Here is a 16135-nt window from a genome sequence, read left to right as displayed (position 1 = left end):
TGGGGAGTCGTGGGGCCGACGGCGAAGGCCGCGCCCGGGTGGACGCGGCCTTCGTGGTCAGGACGCCGCGAGCGACTCCTTGGCGGCGGTGATGGCCGCCTCGGTGGTGATCCCGAACTCGCGGAACAGGGTCTTGTAGTCGGCGGAGGCGCCGAAGTGCTCGATGGAGACCGAGCGGCCGGCGTCGCCGACGTACTTCTGCCAGCCGAGGCTGAGTCCGGCCTCGATCGAGACGCGCGCCTTCACGGCGGAGGGCAGCACCTTCTCGCGGTACTCGGCGTCCTGCTCCTCGAACCACTCGAGCGACGGGGCCGAGACGACGCGGGCGTTGACGCCCTCGCCCTTGAGCAGCTCGCGCGCCTCGACGGCGATCTGCACCTCGGAGCCGGTGGCGATGAGGATCACGTCGGGGGTGCCGTTCGGCGCCTCGGCGAGGATGTACGCACCGCGGGCGACGTTCGACGCGTGGGCGAAGGTCTCGCCGGAGGCGTCGCCCTCTCCGCGCTCGAAGACGGGGATGTTCTGGCGGGTCAGCGCGAGGCCGGCCGGGCCCTCGCGGCGCTCCAGGATCGTCTTCCAGGCGTAGGCGACCTCGTTCGCGTCGCCGGGGCGGACGATGTCCAGTCCCGGGATCGCGCGGAGGGCCGCCAGCTGCTCGACCGGCTGGTGCGTCGGGCCGTCCTCGCCGAGCGCCACGGAGTCGTGGGTCCAGACGTAGATGGCCGGCGCCTTCATGAGCGCGGCGAGACGGACCGCCGGGCGCATGTAGTCGGAGAAGATCAGGAAGGTGCCGCCGAAGGGGCGGGTGTTGCCGTGCAGGACGATGCCGTTGAGGATCGCGCCCATGGCGTGCTCGCGGATGCCGAAGTGCAGCACGCGGCCGCCCTTCTTGCCGGTCCACTCGTGGGTCGAGAACTCGCTCGGCACGAAGGAGCCGGCGCCCTCGATGGTCGTGTTGTTCGACTCGGCGAGGTCGGCGGAGCCGCCCCAGAGCTCGGGCACGACGCCGGCGAGGGCGTTGATGACCTTGCCGGACGCGGCACGGGTCGACACCTCCTTGCCGGGCTCGAAGACCGGGAGGGCCTCCTGGACGCCCTCGGGGAGGTCGCCGCTCAGGACGCGGTCGAGGAGGACCTTCTTCTCGGGGTTCGCGGTCGCCCACGCCTCGAGCGTCTCGTTCCACTCGGCGTGCTGCGCTTGGCCGCGCTCGACGGCCTTGCGGGTGTGCTCGAGGACCTCGTCGGCGACGTCGAAGGTCTTCTCGGGGTCGAAGCCGAGCACCTCCTTGAGGCCGCGGAGCTCGTCGGCGCCGAGGGCGGAGCCGTGGATCTTGCCGGTGTTCTGCTTCTTCGGCGAGGGCCAGCCGATGATCGTGCGCAGGATGATGAGCGACGGCTTGTCGGTCTCGCCCTTGGCGGCCTCGATCGCGGCGTGCAGCTCGGCGACGTCCTCGTGGTACTCGCCGGTCTTCTTCCAGTCGACGACCTGGACCTGCCAGTCGTAGGCCTCGTAGCGCGCCTTTACGTCCTCGGTGAAGGCGATGTTGGTGTCGTCCTCGATCGAGATCTGGTTGGAGTCGTAGATGACGACGAGGTTGCCGAGCTGCTGGTGGCCGGCCAGCGAGGAGGCCTCGCTGGTGATGCCCTCCTGCAGGTCGCCGTCGCCGGCGATGACGTAGACGAAGTGGTCGAACGGCGAGGTGCCCGCGGCGGCCTCGGGGTCGAACAGGTCGCGCTCGAAACGCGCCGCGTAGGCGAAGCCGACGGCCGAGGCGAGGCCCTGGCCGAGCGGGCCGGTGGTGATCTCGACGCCGTCGGTGTGGCCGTACTCGGGGTGGCCCGGGGTCTTCGAGCCCCAGGTGCGCAGCGCCTTGAGGTCGTCGAGCTCGAGGCCGTAGCCGCCCAGGTAGAACTGGACGTACTGCGTCAGCGAGGAGTGGCCGACCGACAGGATGAAGCGGTCGCGGCCGATCCAGGTGGCGTCGGACGGATCGCGGCGCATGACCTTCTGGAACAGGAGGTACGCGGCCGGCGCGAGGCTCATGGCGGTGCCGGGGTGGCCGTTGCCGACCTTCTCGACCGCGTCCGCGGCGAGAACCCTCGCCGTGTCGACTGCCTTCTCGTCAATGGAATCCCATTGCAGTTCTGACACTAGGTACTGACCCTTCTCGAGACGTGGGGCAGACGGGGACCGTCCGCCCTCTCGCATGGTGGAGCGCGCATGACGACTTCGACACGATGCTTCCGACGACGCCCCGTTCGGCCTCGCGCGACTGATCAGTCGGGCGGAACTCGGGTGCGGGCCGGGCGCTCTGGCGAGCAGTTCCGAGTATACGGAGGGGGGTGCGCCGGGGATCGGGGGTTGCGCCTCGCATATGTCGGCGTCCGATTGGACAAGCGTGCACTCCGGGCCCGCCCCCATCCGGCGCGCATTACACTCGTTCGGGATCATCGATCGTTAGAGGAGCAATGGACGTAGTCGCAGAGACCACCGCGATCGAGCGGGGAGGACCCGTCCGGTCGCCCCTGTCGCGCAAGGTGAGGGCGTACGTCGCGCTGACGAAGCCGCGGGTGATCGAGCTGCTGCTCGTGGTCACCGCGCCCACGATGATCCTGGCGCAGAACGGGATCCCGAACCTGCTGCTGGTCCTCAACGTCCTCATCGGCGGGGCGCTCAGCGCCGGGTCGGCCGGCGCGTTCAACTGCTACATCGACCGCGACATCGACCGCGTGATGAAGCGGACCCGCAACCGCCCGCTCGTCACCGGCGAGGTCTCCGACCGGGAGGCGCTGGTCTTCGCGACCACGATCGGCGTGCTGTCGATCGTCTGGCTCGGCCTGACCGCCAACTGGCTGGCCGCGTCGCTCTCGCTCGCCGCGATCCTCATCTACGTGCTCTTCTACACGCTGTTCCTCAAGCGCCGCACGCCGCAGAACATCGTCTGGGGCGGCATCGCGGGCTGCATGCCCGTGCTGATCGGCTGGGCCGCGGTCACGAACTCGCTCGACTGGGCTCCGATCATCCTGTTCTCGGTCATCTTCCTCTGGACGCCGCCGCACTACTGGCCGCTCTCGATGAAGTACCGCGAGGACTACCGCGCCGCCGGCGTGCCGATGCTCGCCGTCGTCCGCGGGCGCAGCATCGTCGGTCTCCAGGTCATCCTCTACGCGTGGGCCACCGTCGCGTGCTCCCTGCTGCTCATCCCCGTCGCCGGGATGGGCGTCGTCTACACGGTCGTCGCCCTCGCGAGCGGTGTCTGGTTCATCGCCGAGACGCACCGCCTCTACAGCCTCGCGATCCGTCACGAGCACGTCTCGCCGATGCGCGTCTTCCACGGCTCGATCGGATACCTCACGCTGCTGTTCCTCGCCGTCGGCATCGACCCGCTGCTGCCGTTCTGATGGTGACGCCGTTCTCGTTCCTCGCCGAGCGGGTCACCCTGAGTCCCCGCGCCCTGCGCTGGGGGACGACGGCCGCCCTGGTCGCGAGCATCCTGATCATCTTCTTCGGCGGCGTCGTGCGCCTGACCGGCTCGGGCCTCGGCTGCCCGACCTGGCCCGCCTGCGACGCGGGCTCGCTGACATCGACGCCCGAGCTCGGGATCCACGGCTTCATCGAGTTCACCAACCGCGCCTTCACCGGCGTGCTGATCGTCGCGGTCGGCTGGGCCATCACCGCGGCCCGGCTGCAGAAGCCGCGCGACCGCACGATGACCCGCCTGGCCTGGTCGCAGTTCTGGCTCGTAGTGGCGAACGCACTCGCGGGCGGCGCGACCGTGCACTCGGGCCTCAACCCCTACATCGTCGCCGGTCACTTCATGCTCGCGATCGCCCTGCTGACGACCACGGCGCTGACCTGGCACCGCGCGCACCGCTCGCAGTCCGTCGCGTTCGAGCCGGACGCGCTGACGCGAGGGGTGAGCATCGCGCTCGTCGCGGTGACGCTGGCCGTGATCGCCGTCGGCACCCTGGTGACCGGCACCGGTCCGCACGCGGGCGACTCGGCCGAGGTCCCGCGGATGCGGTTCCACTGGGAGAGCGTCACCGTCGTGCACGGGGTCCTCGGGACGGCCACGCTCGTGCTCGGCCTCGCGCTGCTGGTGCTGCTGGCGCGCGTTCCGGGCTCCGAGCTGGCACGGCGCCGCGTGATCACCTTCCTCGTCGTGGTGGGGGTGCAGGCGCTGGTGGGCGTCGCCCAGTCGCTCCTCGCCCTGCCGGAGGCGCTCGTCGCCGTCCACCTCCTCGGCTCCGCGTTCGTGTGGGTCGGTGCGCTGCGGGTCCTGCTCGACGTGAATCCGCGGCTCTTCACGGTGCGCGCTCAGCGTCGGCAGGCCGTCGAGGAGCTCGCGCCCGCGCTCTGACTCGGACGGTGGCCGGCTCGGCGGCCCTTCCCGCCCGACCGCAGGTGCCGGCGCAGCCGGACCAGTGCGAGCACGAGCCGCGGCAGCGGGAGGCACCGCGCGAGCGGCTCGGCCAACGAGCCGAAGTCGCGGGCGAGCCTCGGCTCCGGGCCGGTGCGCGCAAGCGCGAGGAGGAGGCGGGGAAGTGTCGGGATGCTGTCGTCGTTCGTCATGCGGACACTTCAGCACGGACCACCGACACGGGTGTGGTCATGCGGGTCTGGCGGCGCGGGCTCCGGTGCCCGGGCGACACCCAGGTGCAGAGGTTCCACTGGGAGCACGGCTTCCGTAGGATGAGTAGTTGGTTCAGGTTCGACGCGGGACGCGTCGGTCGCCGTGACGGCGAGACCCGGACCTCGGCCCGATGGAGCGCCACCGCAAGCCTCAGGACTTCCCGGGACGCACCGCTCCGCTCCGCCCATCGACTCGATGGCGTGATCGGCCCGGATGCGCTCCTCGGATCCCCCTCGGGGAATGACTCCGGAACCCGACCGGTTACCAGTGGGTAGGAAACGAGGTACTTATGTCAGACATCCTGATCGACCGCCCCGAGCTCGCGAGCCTGGGCGTCTACGAGTTCGGCTGGTCCGACTCGGACTCCGCCGGCGCCTCCGCGCGCCGCGGCATCTCGCCCGAGGTCGTCTCCGACATCTCCGCGCTCAAGAACGAGCCGGCCTGGATGCGCGAGCGGCGCATGAAGGCGCTCGCCCTCTTCGAGCGCAAGCCGATGCCCACCTGGGGCGCCGACCTGTCGGACATCGACTTCGACAACATCAAGTACTTCGTCCGCTCCACCGAGAAGCAGGCGCAGACCTGGGAGGACCTCCCGGACGACATCAAGAACACGTATGAGAAGCTCGGCATCCCCGAGGCGGAGCGCCAGCGCCTCGTCGGCGGCGTCGCCGCGCAGTACGAGTCCGAGGTCGTCTACCACCAGATCCGCGAGGACCTGGAGGAGCAGGGCGTCATCTTCATGGACACCGACACCGCCCTCCGCGAGCACCCCGAGATCTTCGAGGAGTACTTCGGCACCGTCATCCCGGCCGGCGACAACAAGTTCGCCGCGCTGAACACGGCGGTCTGGTCCGGCGGCTCGTTCGTCTACGTCCCCAAGGGCGTGCGCGTCGACATCCCGCTGCAGGCCTACTTCCGGATCAACACCGAGAACATGGGCCAGTTCGAGCGGACGCTGATCATCGCGGACGAGGGCAGCTACGTCCACTACATCGAGGGCTGCACGGCGCCGATCTACAAGTCGGACTCCCTGCACTCGGCCGTCGTCGAGATCATCGTGAAGAAGAACGCCCGCGTGCGCTACACGACGATCCAGAACTGGTCGAACAACGTCTACAACCTCGTCACCAAGCGCGCGATCGCTCACGAGGGCGCGACGATGGAGTGGATCGACGGCAACATCGGCTCCAAGGTCACGATGAAGTACCCGTCGATCTTCCTGGTCGGCGAGCACGCCAAGGGCGAGACCCTCTCCGTCGCGTTCGCGGGCCCCGGCCAGCACCAGGACGCCGGCGCGAAGATGATCCACATGGCTCCGTACACGCAGTCGTCGATCGTCTCCAAGTCGATCGCCCGCGGCGGCGGCCGAGCCGGCTACCGCGGCGAGGTCCGGGTGGACGCCAACGCGCACCACTCCGCGAACACGGTGCGCTGCGACGCCCTCCTGGTCGACACGATCTCGCGCTCGGACACCTACCCGGCGATCGACATCCGCGTGGATGACGTCCAGCTCGGCCACGAGGCCACGGTCTCGAAGGTCAGCGAGGAGCAGCTCTTCTACCTGATGTCCCGCGGCATGCCGGAGGACGAGGCCATGGCCATGATCGTCCGCGGCTTCATCGAGCCGATCGCGCGCGAGCTGCCGATGGAGTACGCCCTCGAGCTCAACAAGCTCATCGAGATGGGGATGGAGGGCAGCGTCGGCTGACGCTCGCCCCACCGGCCCCGAGGCCGCCCGAGTCGGGCGGCCAGCACCCTTCGAAAGGAACCACCGCCTGATGACGGTCCCCACGAGCGCCCCGACGTCCCCTGCGATCGACGGCGCGGACGCCGCCGCGCGCCTGGGCATCGCCGCGCACTCCGACGGGGCGTTCACGCCCGTGCAGACCCGCTCCGAGCGCTTCGCGTCCACCGACGTCGACGCCTTCGAGACGGTCACCGGTCGCGAGATCGCCTGGAAGCTGACCCCGGTCGCCCGCCTCGGCGACCTGATCGACGGCCCCCTCGACGGCTCGCCGACTCCGCTGGAGTCGGCGGCGGTCGAGGGCGTCGACGTCTCCTGGGTCGGTCGCGACGACGCGCGGATCGGCACCGCCGGCCTCCCCGAGGACCGCGCCGCCGCGAACGCCTGGTCGCAGTTCGAGCAGGCGCTCTCGATCCGGGTGACCGGCGAGGACGAGAAGGTCGCGACGCTCGTCCGCACCGGTCTCGGCTCCGCTCCCCGTGCCGCGCACACGATCATTGAGGCCGCGCCGTACGCGCGCGGCGTCGTCGTGCTGCAGAACGAGGGCGAGGCGACTCTCGCCGAGAACGTCGAGGTCCTCGTCGGCGAGGGCGCGCAGCTGACCATCGTCACGCTGCAGGAGTGGGCCGACGACGCCCGCCACCTCGCGAACCACTTCCTCCGCGTCGGCCGCGACGCGAAGGTCAAGCACATCGTCGTCACCCTCGGCGGCTCGATCGTCCGGGTGAACCCCTCGGCGCACCTCGTCGAGCGCGGCGCCGACGGCGAGCTCCTCGGCCTGTACTTCGCCGACGGCGGCCAGCACCTCGAGCAGCAGGTCTACGTCGACCACGACGCCCCCGACACCCGCAGCCGCGTCACCTACAAGGGCGCGCTGCAGGGCCAGGGCGCGCGGACGGTCTGGATCGGCGACGTGCTGATCCGCCAGAGCGCGAACGGCACCGACAGCTACGAGCAGAACCGCAACCTCGTCCTCTCGGACGGCACGCGGGCCGACTCGATCCCGAACCTCGAGATCGAGACCGGCGACATCGCCGGAGCGGGCCACGCCTCGGCGACCGGCCGCTTCGACGACGAGCAGCTCTTCTACCTGCAGTCGCGCGGCATCCGCGAGGACGAGGCGCGCCGCCTGGTCGTCCGCGGCTTCCTCAGCGAGATCGTGCAGCAGATCGGCGTGACCGAGCTCGAGGACCGCCTCCAGCTCGCGATCGAGGCCGAGCTGGCCGGCAGCGCCGGGCAGACCGGCGCGTACATGCCGGAGGTGTCCGCATGAGCGACGCCGCGAAGATCTGCGCCGCCTCGGAGCTGATCCCCAATCAGGCCGTCCGCTACGTCGTCGACGGCATCGCCATCGCGATTGTGCAGGACACGGCCGGCGAGATCCACGCCATCGGCGACACCTGCACGCACGGCGAGGTCTCCCTCGCCGAGGGCTTCGTCGAGGACGACACCCTCGAGTGCTGGGCCCACGGCTCGGCGTTCTCGCTGCGCACCGGCGCCCCCCTGAACCTGCCGGCCTTCGAGCCGGTTCCCGTCTTCGTCGTCGAGGTCATCGACGGCGACGTCTACATCGACCCGACCGTCACGAAGGAAGTCTGAATGTCCGTTCTCCAGATCAGCGATCTCCACGTCAGTGTCGAGACCGAGCAGGGGACCAAGCAGATCCTCCGCGGTGTCGACCTCACCATCAACCAGGGTGAGATCCACGCCGTGATGGGCCCGAACGGGTCCGGCAAGTCCACCCTCGCGTACACGATCGCGGGCCACCCGAAGTACCACGTCGACGGCGGCTCGATCACCCTCGACGGCGTCGAGGTCCTCGACATGACCGTCGACGAGCGCGCTCGCGCCGGCCTCTTCCTCGCCATGCAGTACCCGGTCGAGATCCCCGGCGTGACCAACACCAACTTCCTCCGCACGGCCAAGACCGCGATCGCGGGCGAGGCGCCGGCGATCCGCACCTGGACCAAGGACGTCAAGAAGGCCATGGCCGACCTGCGCATGGATCCGTCCTTCGCGGCGCGCAACGTCAACGAGGGCTTCTCGGGCGGCGAGAAGAAGCGCAACGAGATCCTCCAGCTCGAGCTGCTCGCCCCGCAGTTCGCCGTCCTCGACGAGACCGACTCCGGCCTCGACGTCGACGCGCTCAAGATCGTCTCGGAGGGCGTCAACCGCGCCCACGCCTCGACCGGCCTCGGCGTCCTGCTGATCACGCACTACACGCGGATCCTGCGCTACATCCAGCCCGACTTCGTGCACGTCTTCGTCGCCGGCCGGATCGCCGAGCAGGGCGGCAAGGAGCTCGCGACCCGCCTCGAGGACGAGGGCTACGACCGCTTCCTCGCCCCGGCGACGGCCTGATCATGGCGGTCACCACGCTCGACCCGAAGCTCTTCGACCAGGTCGAGGAGGCGCTCAAGGACGTCATGGACCCCGAGCTCGGCGTCAACGTCGTCGACCTCGGCCTCATCTACGACCTGGGCTGGGACGACGAGAACGACGCCCTGGTCATCCACATGACGCTGACGTCGGCGGGCTGCCCGCTGACGGACGTGCTCGAGGAGCAGACCGCGGAGTCGCTCGACGGCGTCGTGGAGGCGTTCCGGATCAACTGGGTCTGGATGCCGCCGTGGGGTCCGGACCGGATCACCGAGGACGGCCGCGACATGATGCGCGCCCTCGGCTTCTCGATCTAGAGCCGCGCCGCTCGATCGGCGTCAGGTACGGGGAAGGGCCCGGAGGATCATCCTCCGGGCCCTTCGTCGTGCGTGCGGGGCGGGTCAGCCCTTGCGGCGGCCGAGCATCGCCCACGTGGTGGGCAGGAGCGCGGCGGCCAGCAGGATCTTGAGGGTGTCGCCGACGAGGAAGGGCACGAGGCCGGCGGTCAGCACCGAGCCGAGGTCGGCCGGGTAGCCCATCGAGCCGAGCGCGGTGGCGAGCCAGGGGAGTCCGACCAGGTAGATCGTGGCGGTGCCCGCGAGGAAGGTCACGGCGGTGCCGACGACGCGGCGGTCCCACTGGCGCTGCGCGAGCCATCCGGTGACGATCGAGGCGAGGACGAAGCCGACGATGTAGCCGCCCGTCGGGCCGGCCAGGACGGCCCAGCCGCTCGAGCCCTCGGTGAAGATCGGGGCGCCGAGGGCGCCGACGAGCGCGTAGACGCCCATCGAGAGCGCGCCGCGGAGGGCGCCGAGCGTGGTGCCGACGAGCAGGACGGCGAAGGTCTGGCCCGTGATCGGGACCGGCCACATCGGGATGTACAGCTGCGCCATGCCGGCCGTGAACGCGGCGGCGGCGAGGACGAGCACCAGATCGGTGACCAGCGAGCGGGTGAGCAGCCGGTCCGCCAGGACCGGTCGCGACGGGGCGAGAGAGTAGCTGGACATGTCTGTTCTCCAAAGACCGTGTCGCCCGAGAGCGAGGAGCGAGCGCGTCCGCGGTGAGCGGACGTGGATCCGCCCCGCGGCTCAGGAAATATACTAGGGGGCTGCCGCTCCGCGGCCTCTTGCCCCACACCTCCCGAACCGAACGCCATTTCTTGGCGGGAACGGACAGCACAGTGCTCAGCGTGCACGACCTCGAACTCCGAGTCGGCGCCCGACTCCTGATGGAGAACGTGTCCTTCAGAGTCGGCGACGGCGACAAGGTCGGCCTCGTCGGCCGCAACGGCGCGGGCAAGACGACGCTGACCAAGGTCCTCGCCGGCGACCTCATCGCCGCGAAGGGGTCGGTCGACCGCGGCGGCGAGATCGGCTACCTGCCGCAGGACCCGCGCTCCGGCGATCCCGAGGAGCTGGCGCGCACGCGCATCCTCGACGCCCGCGGCCTCGGTCAGCTGGTGCTGGGCATGCAGGAGGCCACCGTCGCGATGTCGAGCAGCGACACGGCCGTCAGCGAGGCCGGGATGAAGAAGTACGGCAACCTGACCGACCGCTTCCTCTCGCTCGGCGGCTACGCGGCGGAGGCCGAGGCGGCGTCGATCGCGAGCAACCTCAACCTGCCGGACCGGATCCTCGACCAGCCGCTGAAGACGCTCTCGGGCGGTCAGCGCCGCCGCATCGAGCTCGCCCGCATCCTCTTCTCCGACGCGCAGACGCTCATCCTCGACGAGCCGACCAACCACCTCGACGCCGACTCCGTGGTCTGGCTCCGCGAGTTCCTGAAGAACTACCGCGGCGGCTTCATCGTGATCAGCCACGACATCGAGCTGGTCGGCGAGACCGTGAACCGCGTCTTCTACCTGGACGCCAACCGCCAGGTCATCGACGTCTACAACATGAACTGGAAGAACTATCTCCGCCAGCGCGCGGCCGACGAGGAGCGCCGCAAGAAGGAGCGCGTCAACGTCGAGAAGAAGGCCGGGGCACTGCAGCTGCAGGCCGCGCGCTTCGGCGCGAAGGCGTCCAAGGCCGCGGCCGCGCACCAGATGGTCGCGCGCGCCGAGCGGATGCTCAGCGGCCTCGAGGAGGTCCGCGCCGTGGACCGCGTCGCGAAGCTCCGCTTCCCGACCCCGTCCGCCTGCGGCCGGACCCCGCTGCAGGCGCAGAACCTCTCGAAGAGCTACGGCTCGCTCGAGATCTTCACCTCCGTCGACCTCGCGATCGACCGCGGCTCGAAGGTGGTCATCCTCGGGCTGAACGGTGCGGGCAAGACGACTCTGCTGCGCATCCTCGGCGGCGTGGACGCGCCGGACACCGGCGTGATCGAGGCAGGCCACGGGCTGCGCATCGGCTACTACGCCCAGGAGCACGAGACGATCGACGTCAAGCGCTCGGTGCTGGAGAACATGGTCTCCTCGAGCCCGAACCTCACCGAGACCGAGGCCCGCCGCGTGCTGGGCTCGTTCCTCTTCACCGGCGACGACTCGCACAAGCCGGCCGGCGTCCTCTCCGGCGGCGAGAAGACCCGCCTCGCTCTGGCGATGATCGTCGTCTCGGGCGCCAACGTGCTGCTGCTGGACGAGCCCACCAACAACCTGGACCCGGCCAGCCGCGAGGAGATCCTCGACGCGCTCGCGCACTACGAGGGCGCGGTCGTCCTGGTCAGCCACGACGAGGGGGCGGTGGAGGCGCTCAACCCCGAGCGCGTGCTGATCATGCCCGAGGGCACCGAGGACCACTGGACCGCGGACTACCTCGACCTGATCATGCTGGCCTGATCCTCGGCGACCAGGGATCCCCGAGTCCCGGCGCCGTGGGTCTCGATACGCCGCGTGCCGCGGCTACTCGACCAGCATGTGGCTCATGTGGGTCCCGATACACCGCGTGCCGCGGCTACGCGACCAGCATGCATGCGGGCGGGCGTCATCTCGGTGGATCCTGCTCGGTCAGCGGGCGTCGAGCAGTTCGTCCTCGATCTCGGCGTCGGTGCGGCCGCGGCGGAGGCGGCGCTGCTCGCGGCGCTCCTCGGCGGCGATGACCTCGGGGTCGTCGGCGTTGCGGATCCGGTACTCGTGCCGGATCGCCCAGGCGAGACCGCCGAAGCCCATGATCGCGAAGAGCACCCACTGGATCGCGTAGCTGATGTGCAGGCCCTCGTCGGCGACCGGCTTGATCGCGGCGAGGGGCCGCTCCTCGATCGGAGCCGGGTCCTCCTGGACCAGCAGCCCGTAGCCCGCGGTGCGCAGCGGCTCGTCGAGCTGGGCGGAGAGGTCGTCGAGCTGGATCGTGGCGATCTGGCCGGCAGGGGCACCGCGGCCCTCGATGCGGCCCTCGCCGGGCTTGAGCCGCGCCGTCACCGTGACCTCGCCCTCGGGCGGGGCCGGGACGACGTCGGGGGAGTCCTGGGTGGAGCCGACCGGGACCCAGCCGCGATCGACGACGAAGACGCTGCCGTCCGCAAGGCGCAGCGGGGTGAGGATCTCGAAGCCGGGATTGCCGTTGTACGGCCGGTTGCGGACGAGCGTCTCGCCGTCGGTCTCGTAGACGCCGCTGACCTCGACGGGCCGGTACTCGAGCGCGTCGTCCCAGCTCGCTCCCTCGGGGAGCAGCCCGTCGAGCGCGACGGGGTCCGCGTTCCAGTTGGCGGTGACGAGCCGGTTGGTGCTCGCCGCCTCGTCGAGCCGCGCGACCTGCCAGCGCGAGAGCAGCACGCAGGCGACGGCGAAGACGATCGTGAGGGCCAGGTAGCCGAACCAGCGGCGCGAGAAGGCGAAGCGCCAGGACGGCCGCGTCGCCGTCGCGCTCACAGGGCGGCTCCGCGGTCCACCGTCAGCAGCGGCTTCACCTCGAGCGGGAACTCCCGCGCCGCGAGGAACTCGCGCAGGTAGTCGAGGTGCTCCCCGCAGGCGAGCCAGGTCTTCCGGCGGTCCGCCGTGTGGATGCGCGGATTCCGCCACTCGATCGCCCAGGTCGCGGTCAGCGCGCAGCCGGCGCGCGAGCAGGCGTGCTGATCGGGCACGCCGCCGAGCGGGATCACCGTCGTCCCTCGGTCGGGTCGCCGCCCTCGGGCGCGTCGGCGGAGGGCGCCGCGTCGTCCGCCGTGGGCGGCACGTAGGGCGGCACCGGCCGGGACAGCACGATCGCGCCGGGACGCTCGACCGTTCCGCTCTCACCGGCGCTGCCGACGTTGGCGAGCACGACGGCGAAGTAGGGGAGCACGATCGCGCCGAGGGCGAAGAAGAGCAGCCACCAGCCCTGGGCGAAGATCAGGCAGATCACGCAGACCATCCTGATGCCCATGGCGATGGAGTACTTGATCGCGCGGGAGCGACGCGCGGCACTGGGCGACGGCGGGAGGGAGGTGAGCGATTCGCGTGATTTCACAGCCCGACAAGACTACGTCGTGCGCGCCAAGCGAAGGCTGAGACGGCCCTATCCGCGGATGTGTTGCGCCGAGCGCCTCTAAGATGTACGGGTCGTCCGGAGCCGCCCGCGCACCGGCGGAGAGGGACACCATGACCACGCCGCGCACCGTTCTCGTCACGGGGGGCAACCGGGGGATCGGCTACGCCATCGCCGAGGAGTTCGTGGCGGCCGGTCACCGGGTCGCGGTCACCGCCCGCTCCGGCTCGGGCCCCGAGGGCTCCTTCACCGTCGTCGCCGACGTCACCGACTCCGCGTCCGTCGACGCCGCCTTCTCGCAGATCGAGGCCGAGCTCGGCCCCGTCGAGGTCGTCGTCGCGAACGCCGGCATCACCCGCGACATGCTGCTGCTGCGCATGTCGGAGGAGGACTTCACCTCCGTGATCGACACCAACCTCACCGGAGCCTTCCGGGTCGTCAAGCGGGCGTCGAAGGCGATGCTGAAGCAGAAGTTCGGCCGCATCGTTCTGATCTCGAGCGTCGTCGGCCTCTACGGCGGACCGGGCCAGATCAACTACTCCTCGTCGAAGGCCGCGCTGGTCGGCTTCGCCCGGTCGCTGACCCGCGAGCTCGGTGCCCGCAACATCACGGCGAACGTCGTCGCACCCGGGTTCATCGAGACCGACATGACGGCGGAGCTCCCGGCGGAGCAGCAGGCGGAGTACCGCAAGAGCATCCCGCTGGCCCGCTACGGCACGGCCGCCGAGGTCGCGAAGGTCACCCGCTGGCTGGCGAGCGACGAGGCGGACTACATCTCCGGCGCCGTCATCCCCGTCGACGGCGGCCTCGGGATGGGTCACTGACCGTATCAGCTGAGAGCTTATATCTGACGGATATCAGCTGTAGGCTTATGCGATGACCGAACCCCTCGTCGTCGCGGTGCTGCTCGACCTGGTCGACTCCCGGGAGATCACTGCCCGGTCCTCCGTGCAGCGCGAGATCGAGCGCGGCTTCGCGGCGATCGACGGGGCGGTCCCGGCACTCGAACCGCTGCACCCGACGGTCGGGGACGAGTTCCAGGCGGTCTATGCCTCCGTCTCCGCGGCCCTCGGGGCGACGCTCCAGGCTCGCCTGGCGCTGCCGCCCGGGGTGGACTGCCGGGTCGGCCTCGGTCGCGGCGAGATCAGGGTGGTCGGCTCGGGCATCGCCGGTGACCTGCAGGACGGGCCCGGCTGGTGGCGCGCGCGAGCGGCCATCGAGCGGGCGCACGCCCTCGAGGACGGCGCGGTGCCCACCGCACGGGGCTGGTTCATCGCTTCGGACGCTCCGGGCGCGCAGGAGGCCGCGGTGAACGCCTACCTCCTCGCCCGCGACGCCCTCGTCGGCGAGATGAGCGACCGCGACCGGCGGCTCGTGCTCGGCACCGCGCGCGGGCTGCCGCAGAAGGTCCTGGCCGAGCAGGAGTCGATCACGCAGTCGGCGGTGTCGCAGGCGCTGAAGCGCGCGGGCGCCGGCGCGCTGCTCACCGGCGCGCGGCTGCTGGCGGACGCGTGCTGACCGCGCTGCTGCTCGCGCTCGTCGGACTGGCCGACCTCGCGCGGACGCACCTGCGACGGCCCGTCGCCGCCGGCGCGATCGTCGTGCTCTGGGCGGCCGCAGCGGTGTCGGCGGTGCTCGGCCTCGGGGCTCCGCCGCTCGCGGTCGCGATCGTCGCGGTCCTCTCCGGAGCCTGGCTGCTGCTCACGACGACCGCGGCGGGCACCCGGCCGCCCGGTGGGCTCCGACCCGCCGTCGGCCTGGTCGTCGCGGTCCTCGTGCTCTCGGTGCTGGATCGTGCGGCCGGGCCCGCTGCCGGCCCCCTAGTCGACGCCTACGCGGAGCTCGGGCGCTCCGGGCCGGTGCCGCCGATCGCTCAGGCGCTGCTCGCCGGAGGCGCCGCGCTCTTCCTCCTGGAGAGCGCCAACGTCGTCGTGCGCGCCGCGCTCTACCGCGAGCTGCCGCAGCCGGTCGCCGCCCGCAGCCGCTTCTCGCTCCGCGCTCGATTCGCCCGGCCGGCGCCCCAGGAGGTGCGCGTCCCGGATCTGCGCGGCGGTCGCGCCATCGGGCCGCTGGAGCGGCTCCTCGTGGCCGGGCTCACCCTCGCCGGAGCGATCGGGCTGGCCGGCGCCGTCTTCGCGGCGAAGGGCATCGTGCGCTTCCCGGAGATCTCCCGCGACGGCGAGGGCGGCTCGAAGGCGGAGTACTTCCTGGTCGGCTCGCTGGTCAGCTGGGCGCTGGCCCTGGGCGCGGCGGCGCTGGTCGCGACGGCGGGCGGCTGAGGCGCCGCCCCACCGGCGTCAGCCGCGCAGGCCGAGGACCGGCAGCAGCTGGCTGAGGTCGAGGCCGTCGATGACGAGGTCGGCGCGCTCGCGGACCACGGGCTTCGCGTTGAAGGCGACCGAGAGGCCGGCCACCCGCATCATCTCGAGATCGTTCGCGCCGTCGCCGACCGCGATCGCGCGCCGGAGCGGGACGCCGGACTCCGCCGCCCACTCGCAGAGGGCCGCGGCCTTCGCAGCGGCGTCGATGACCGGGCCCTCGACCGCGCCGGTCAGGCGGCCGTCGCGGCTGCCGAGCCGGTTCGCGCGGACGAAGTCGAGGCCGAGCGCCCCGGCGACCGGATCGAGCACCTCGTGGAAGCCGCCCGAGACGACGCCGATCCGGCCACCGGCGGCGTGGATGCCGGCGATCAGCTCCTCCACTCCCGGGGTGACCCGGACGCGGGCGCTCACTCCGGCGCAGACGTCGTCGAGCACGCCGGCGAGGGTGGCGACGCGCTCGCGCAGGCTCTCGCCGAAGTCGATCTCGCCGTGCATCGCGCGCTCGGTGATCGCGGCGACGCGCTCCTCGGAGCCAGCGTGCGCGGCGAGCAGCTCGATCACCTCGTCCTGCAGCAGCGTGGAGTCGGCGTCGACGACGACCAGGAAGCGGGCGGGTGTGCGCAGAGGCTCACTCAAGGACGGGCCAATCGGTCGG

At 71.0% G+C, this 16135-nt stretch carries 17 protein-coding genes; 11 read left to right on the top strand and 6 right to left on the bottom strand.

Annotated elements, in window-relative coordinates:
• Positions 1–57: 57 nt before the first annotated feature.
• Positions 58–2151, bottom strand: coding sequence for a transketolase (gene tkt / locus MT351_RS19155; RefSeq protein WP_132436241.1), 2094 nt, complete (start codon positions 2149–2151; stop codon positions 58–60).
• Between the two features lie 317 nt (positions 2152–2468).
• Here tkt and MT351_RS19150 point away from each other — a divergent pair, with 317 nt between their 5' ends.
• From MT351_RS19150 to MT351_RS19120, 7 genes are all read left to right on the top strand, one after another.
• Positions 2469–3401: a heme o synthase gene (locus MT351_RS19150; protein ID WP_123735788.1), complete on the top strand. Its 933-nt coding sequence runs from the start codon at positions 2469–2471 to the stop codon at positions 3399–3401.
• Complete coding sequence (locus tag MT351_RS19145) at positions 3401–4360, top strand: heme A synthase (protein WP_207901647.1); 960 nt, start codon at positions 3401–3403, stop codon at positions 4358–4360. The genes MT351_RS19150 and MT351_RS19145 overlap by 1 nt, the downstream gene beginning before the upstream one ends.
• Positions 4361–4922: 562 nt before the next feature.
• Positions 4923–6341: a Fe-S cluster assembly protein SufB gene (gene sufB, locus MT351_RS19140; protein WP_123446280.1), complete on the top strand. Its 1419-nt coding sequence runs from the start codon at positions 4923–4925 to the stop codon at positions 6339–6341.
• Positions 6342–6411: 70 nt separating this feature from the next.
• Entirely contained in the window at positions 6412–7650 is a 1239-nt protein-coding gene (gene sufD / locus MT351_RS19135) for a Fe-S cluster assembly protein SufD (RefSeq protein WP_123735786.1), read from the top strand.
• Positions 7647–7976: a non-heme iron oxygenase ferredoxin subunit gene (locus MT351_RS19130; RefSeq protein ID WP_123735785.1), complete on the top strand. Its 330-nt coding sequence runs from the start codon at positions 7647–7649 to the stop codon at positions 7974–7976. Before sufD ends, MT351_RS19130 begins: the two co-directional genes overlap by 4 nt.
• The gene (gene sufC, locus MT351_RS19125) at positions 7977–8738 is read left to right on the top strand and encodes a Fe-S cluster assembly ATPase SufC (protein WP_123446283.1); all 762 of its coding nucleotides are present in this window, start codon (positions 7977–7979) and stop codon (positions 8736–8738) included.
• Positions 8739–8740: 2 nt separating this feature from the next.
• On the top strand, positions 8741–9073 hold the full coding sequence (locus MT351_RS19120) for a metal-sulfur cluster assembly factor (RefSeq protein ID WP_123446284.1): 333 nt from the start codon (positions 8741–8743) through the stop codon (positions 9071–9073).
• 84 nt (positions 9074–9157) lie between these two features.
• Here the strand turns inward: MT351_RS19120 and MT351_RS19115 are convergent, their stop codons facing one another.
• The gene (locus MT351_RS19115; protein ID WP_123735784.1) at positions 9158–9763 is read right to left on the bottom strand and encodes a biotin transporter BioY; all 606 of its coding nucleotides are present in this window, start codon (positions 9761–9763) and stop codon (positions 9158–9160) included.
• 173 nt (positions 9764–9936) lie between these two features.
• Here MT351_RS19115 and MT351_RS19110 point away from each other — a divergent pair, with 173 nt between their 5' ends.
• A complete protein-coding gene (locus MT351_RS19110; protein WP_123733093.1) occupies positions 9937–11535 on the top strand; it encodes an ABC-F family ATP-binding cassette domain-containing protein in 1599 nt (532 codons plus the stop codon).
• 168 nt (positions 11536–11703) lie between these two features.
• Here the strand turns inward: MT351_RS19110 and MT351_RS19105 are convergent, their stop codons facing one another.
• Genes MT351_RS19105 through MT351_RS19095 form a run of 3 tightly spaced genes read right to left on the bottom strand, consistent with a single transcriptional unit; the run spans position 11704 to position 13141 of the window.
• On the bottom strand, positions 11704–12564 hold the full coding sequence (locus tag MT351_RS19105; protein ID WP_123735783.1) for an SURF1 family protein: 861 nt from the start codon (positions 12562–12564) through the stop codon (positions 11704–11706).
• Complete coding sequence (locus MT351_RS19100) at positions 12561–12794, bottom strand: hypothetical protein (RefSeq protein WP_243582970.1); 234 nt, start codon at positions 12792–12794, stop codon at positions 12561–12563. The genes MT351_RS19105 and MT351_RS19100 overlap by 4 nt, the downstream gene beginning before the upstream one ends.
• Positions 12791–13141, bottom strand: coding sequence for a DUF3099 domain-containing protein (locus MT351_RS19095; protein WP_123735782.1), 351 nt, complete (start codon positions 13139–13141; stop codon positions 12791–12793). The genes MT351_RS19100 and MT351_RS19095 overlap by 4 nt, the downstream gene beginning before the upstream one ends.
• 131 nt (positions 13142–13272) lie before the next feature.
• Between MT351_RS19095 and MT351_RS19090 the strand changes: the two genes are divergently transcribed.
• Genes MT351_RS19090 through MT351_RS19080 form a run of 3 tightly spaced genes read left to right on the top strand, consistent with a single transcriptional unit; the run spans position 13273 to position 15438 of the window.
• Complete coding sequence (locus MT351_RS19090) at positions 13273–13983, top strand: beta-ketoacyl-ACP reductase (protein ID WP_132436240.1); 711 nt, start codon at positions 13273–13275, stop codon at positions 13981–13983.
• Between the two features lie 52 nt (positions 13984–14035).
• A complete protein-coding gene (locus MT351_RS19085; protein ID WP_132436239.1) occupies positions 14036–14677 on the top strand; it encodes a SatD family protein in 642 nt (213 codons plus the stop codon).
• Positions 14671–15438, top strand: a complete 768-nt coding sequence (locus tag MT351_RS19080; protein WP_132436238.1) for a hypothetical protein — start codon at positions 14671–14673, stop codon at positions 15436–15438. The genes MT351_RS19085 and MT351_RS19080 overlap by 7 nt, the downstream gene beginning before the upstream one ends.
• 18 nt (positions 15439–15456) lie before the next feature.
• Here the strand turns inward: MT351_RS19080 and serB are convergent, their stop codons facing one another.
• Positions 15457–16116, bottom strand: coding sequence for a phosphoserine phosphatase SerB (gene serB / locus MT351_RS19075; RefSeq protein WP_132436237.1), 660 nt, complete (start codon positions 16114–16116; stop codon positions 15457–15459).
• Positions 16117–16135: the final 19 nt, after the last annotated feature.

It is taken from the genome of Rathayibacter sp. VKM Ac-2926, assembly GCF_022815565.1.
GTDB lineage: Bacteria > Actinomycetota > Actinomycetes > Actinomycetales > Microbacteriaceae > Rathayibacter > Rathayibacter festucae.
This window is presented reverse-complemented; position numbering and strand designations above follow the sequence as displayed.

Bases quoted from the DNA above. Each gene is read 5' to 3' on its own strand.
- MT351_RS19150 (WP_123735788.1), top strand. From the start codon at position 2,469: ATGGACGTAGTCGCAGAGACCACCGCGATCGAGCGGGGAGGACCCGTC.
- MT351_RS19145 (WP_207901647.1), top strand. From the start codon at position 3,401: ATGGTGACGCCGTTCTCGTTCCTCGCCGAGCGGGTCACCCTGAGTCCC.
- sufB (WP_123446280.1), top strand. From the start codon at position 4,923: ATGTCAGACATCCTGATCGACCGCCCCGAGCTCGCGAGCCTGGGCGTC.
- sufD (WP_123735786.1), top strand. From the start codon at position 6,412: ATGACGGTCCCCACGAGCGCCCCGACGTCCCCTGCGATCGACGGCGCG.
- MT351_RS19130 (WP_123735785.1), top strand. From the start codon at position 7,647: ATGAGCGACGCCGCGAAGATCTGCGCCGCCTCGGAGCTGATCCCCAAT.
- sufC (WP_123446283.1), top strand. From the start codon at position 7,977: ATGTCCGTTCTCCAGATCAGCGATCTCCACGTCAGTGTCGAGACCGAG.
- MT351_RS19120 (WP_123446284.1), top strand. From the start codon at position 8,741: ATGGCGGTCACCACGCTCGACCCGAAGCTCTTCGACCAGGTCGAGGAG.
- MT351_RS19115 (WP_123735784.1), bottom strand. From the start codon at position 9,763: ATGTCCAGCTACTCTCTCGCCCCGTCGCGACCGGTCCTGGCGGACCGG.
- MT351_RS19090 (WP_132436240.1), top strand. From the start codon at position 13,273: ATGACCACGCCGCGCACCGTTCTCGTCACGGGGGGCAACCGGGGGATC.
- MT351_RS19085 (WP_132436239.1), top strand. From the start codon at position 14,036: ATGACCGAACCCCTCGTCGTCGCGGTGCTGCTCGACCTGGTCGACTCC.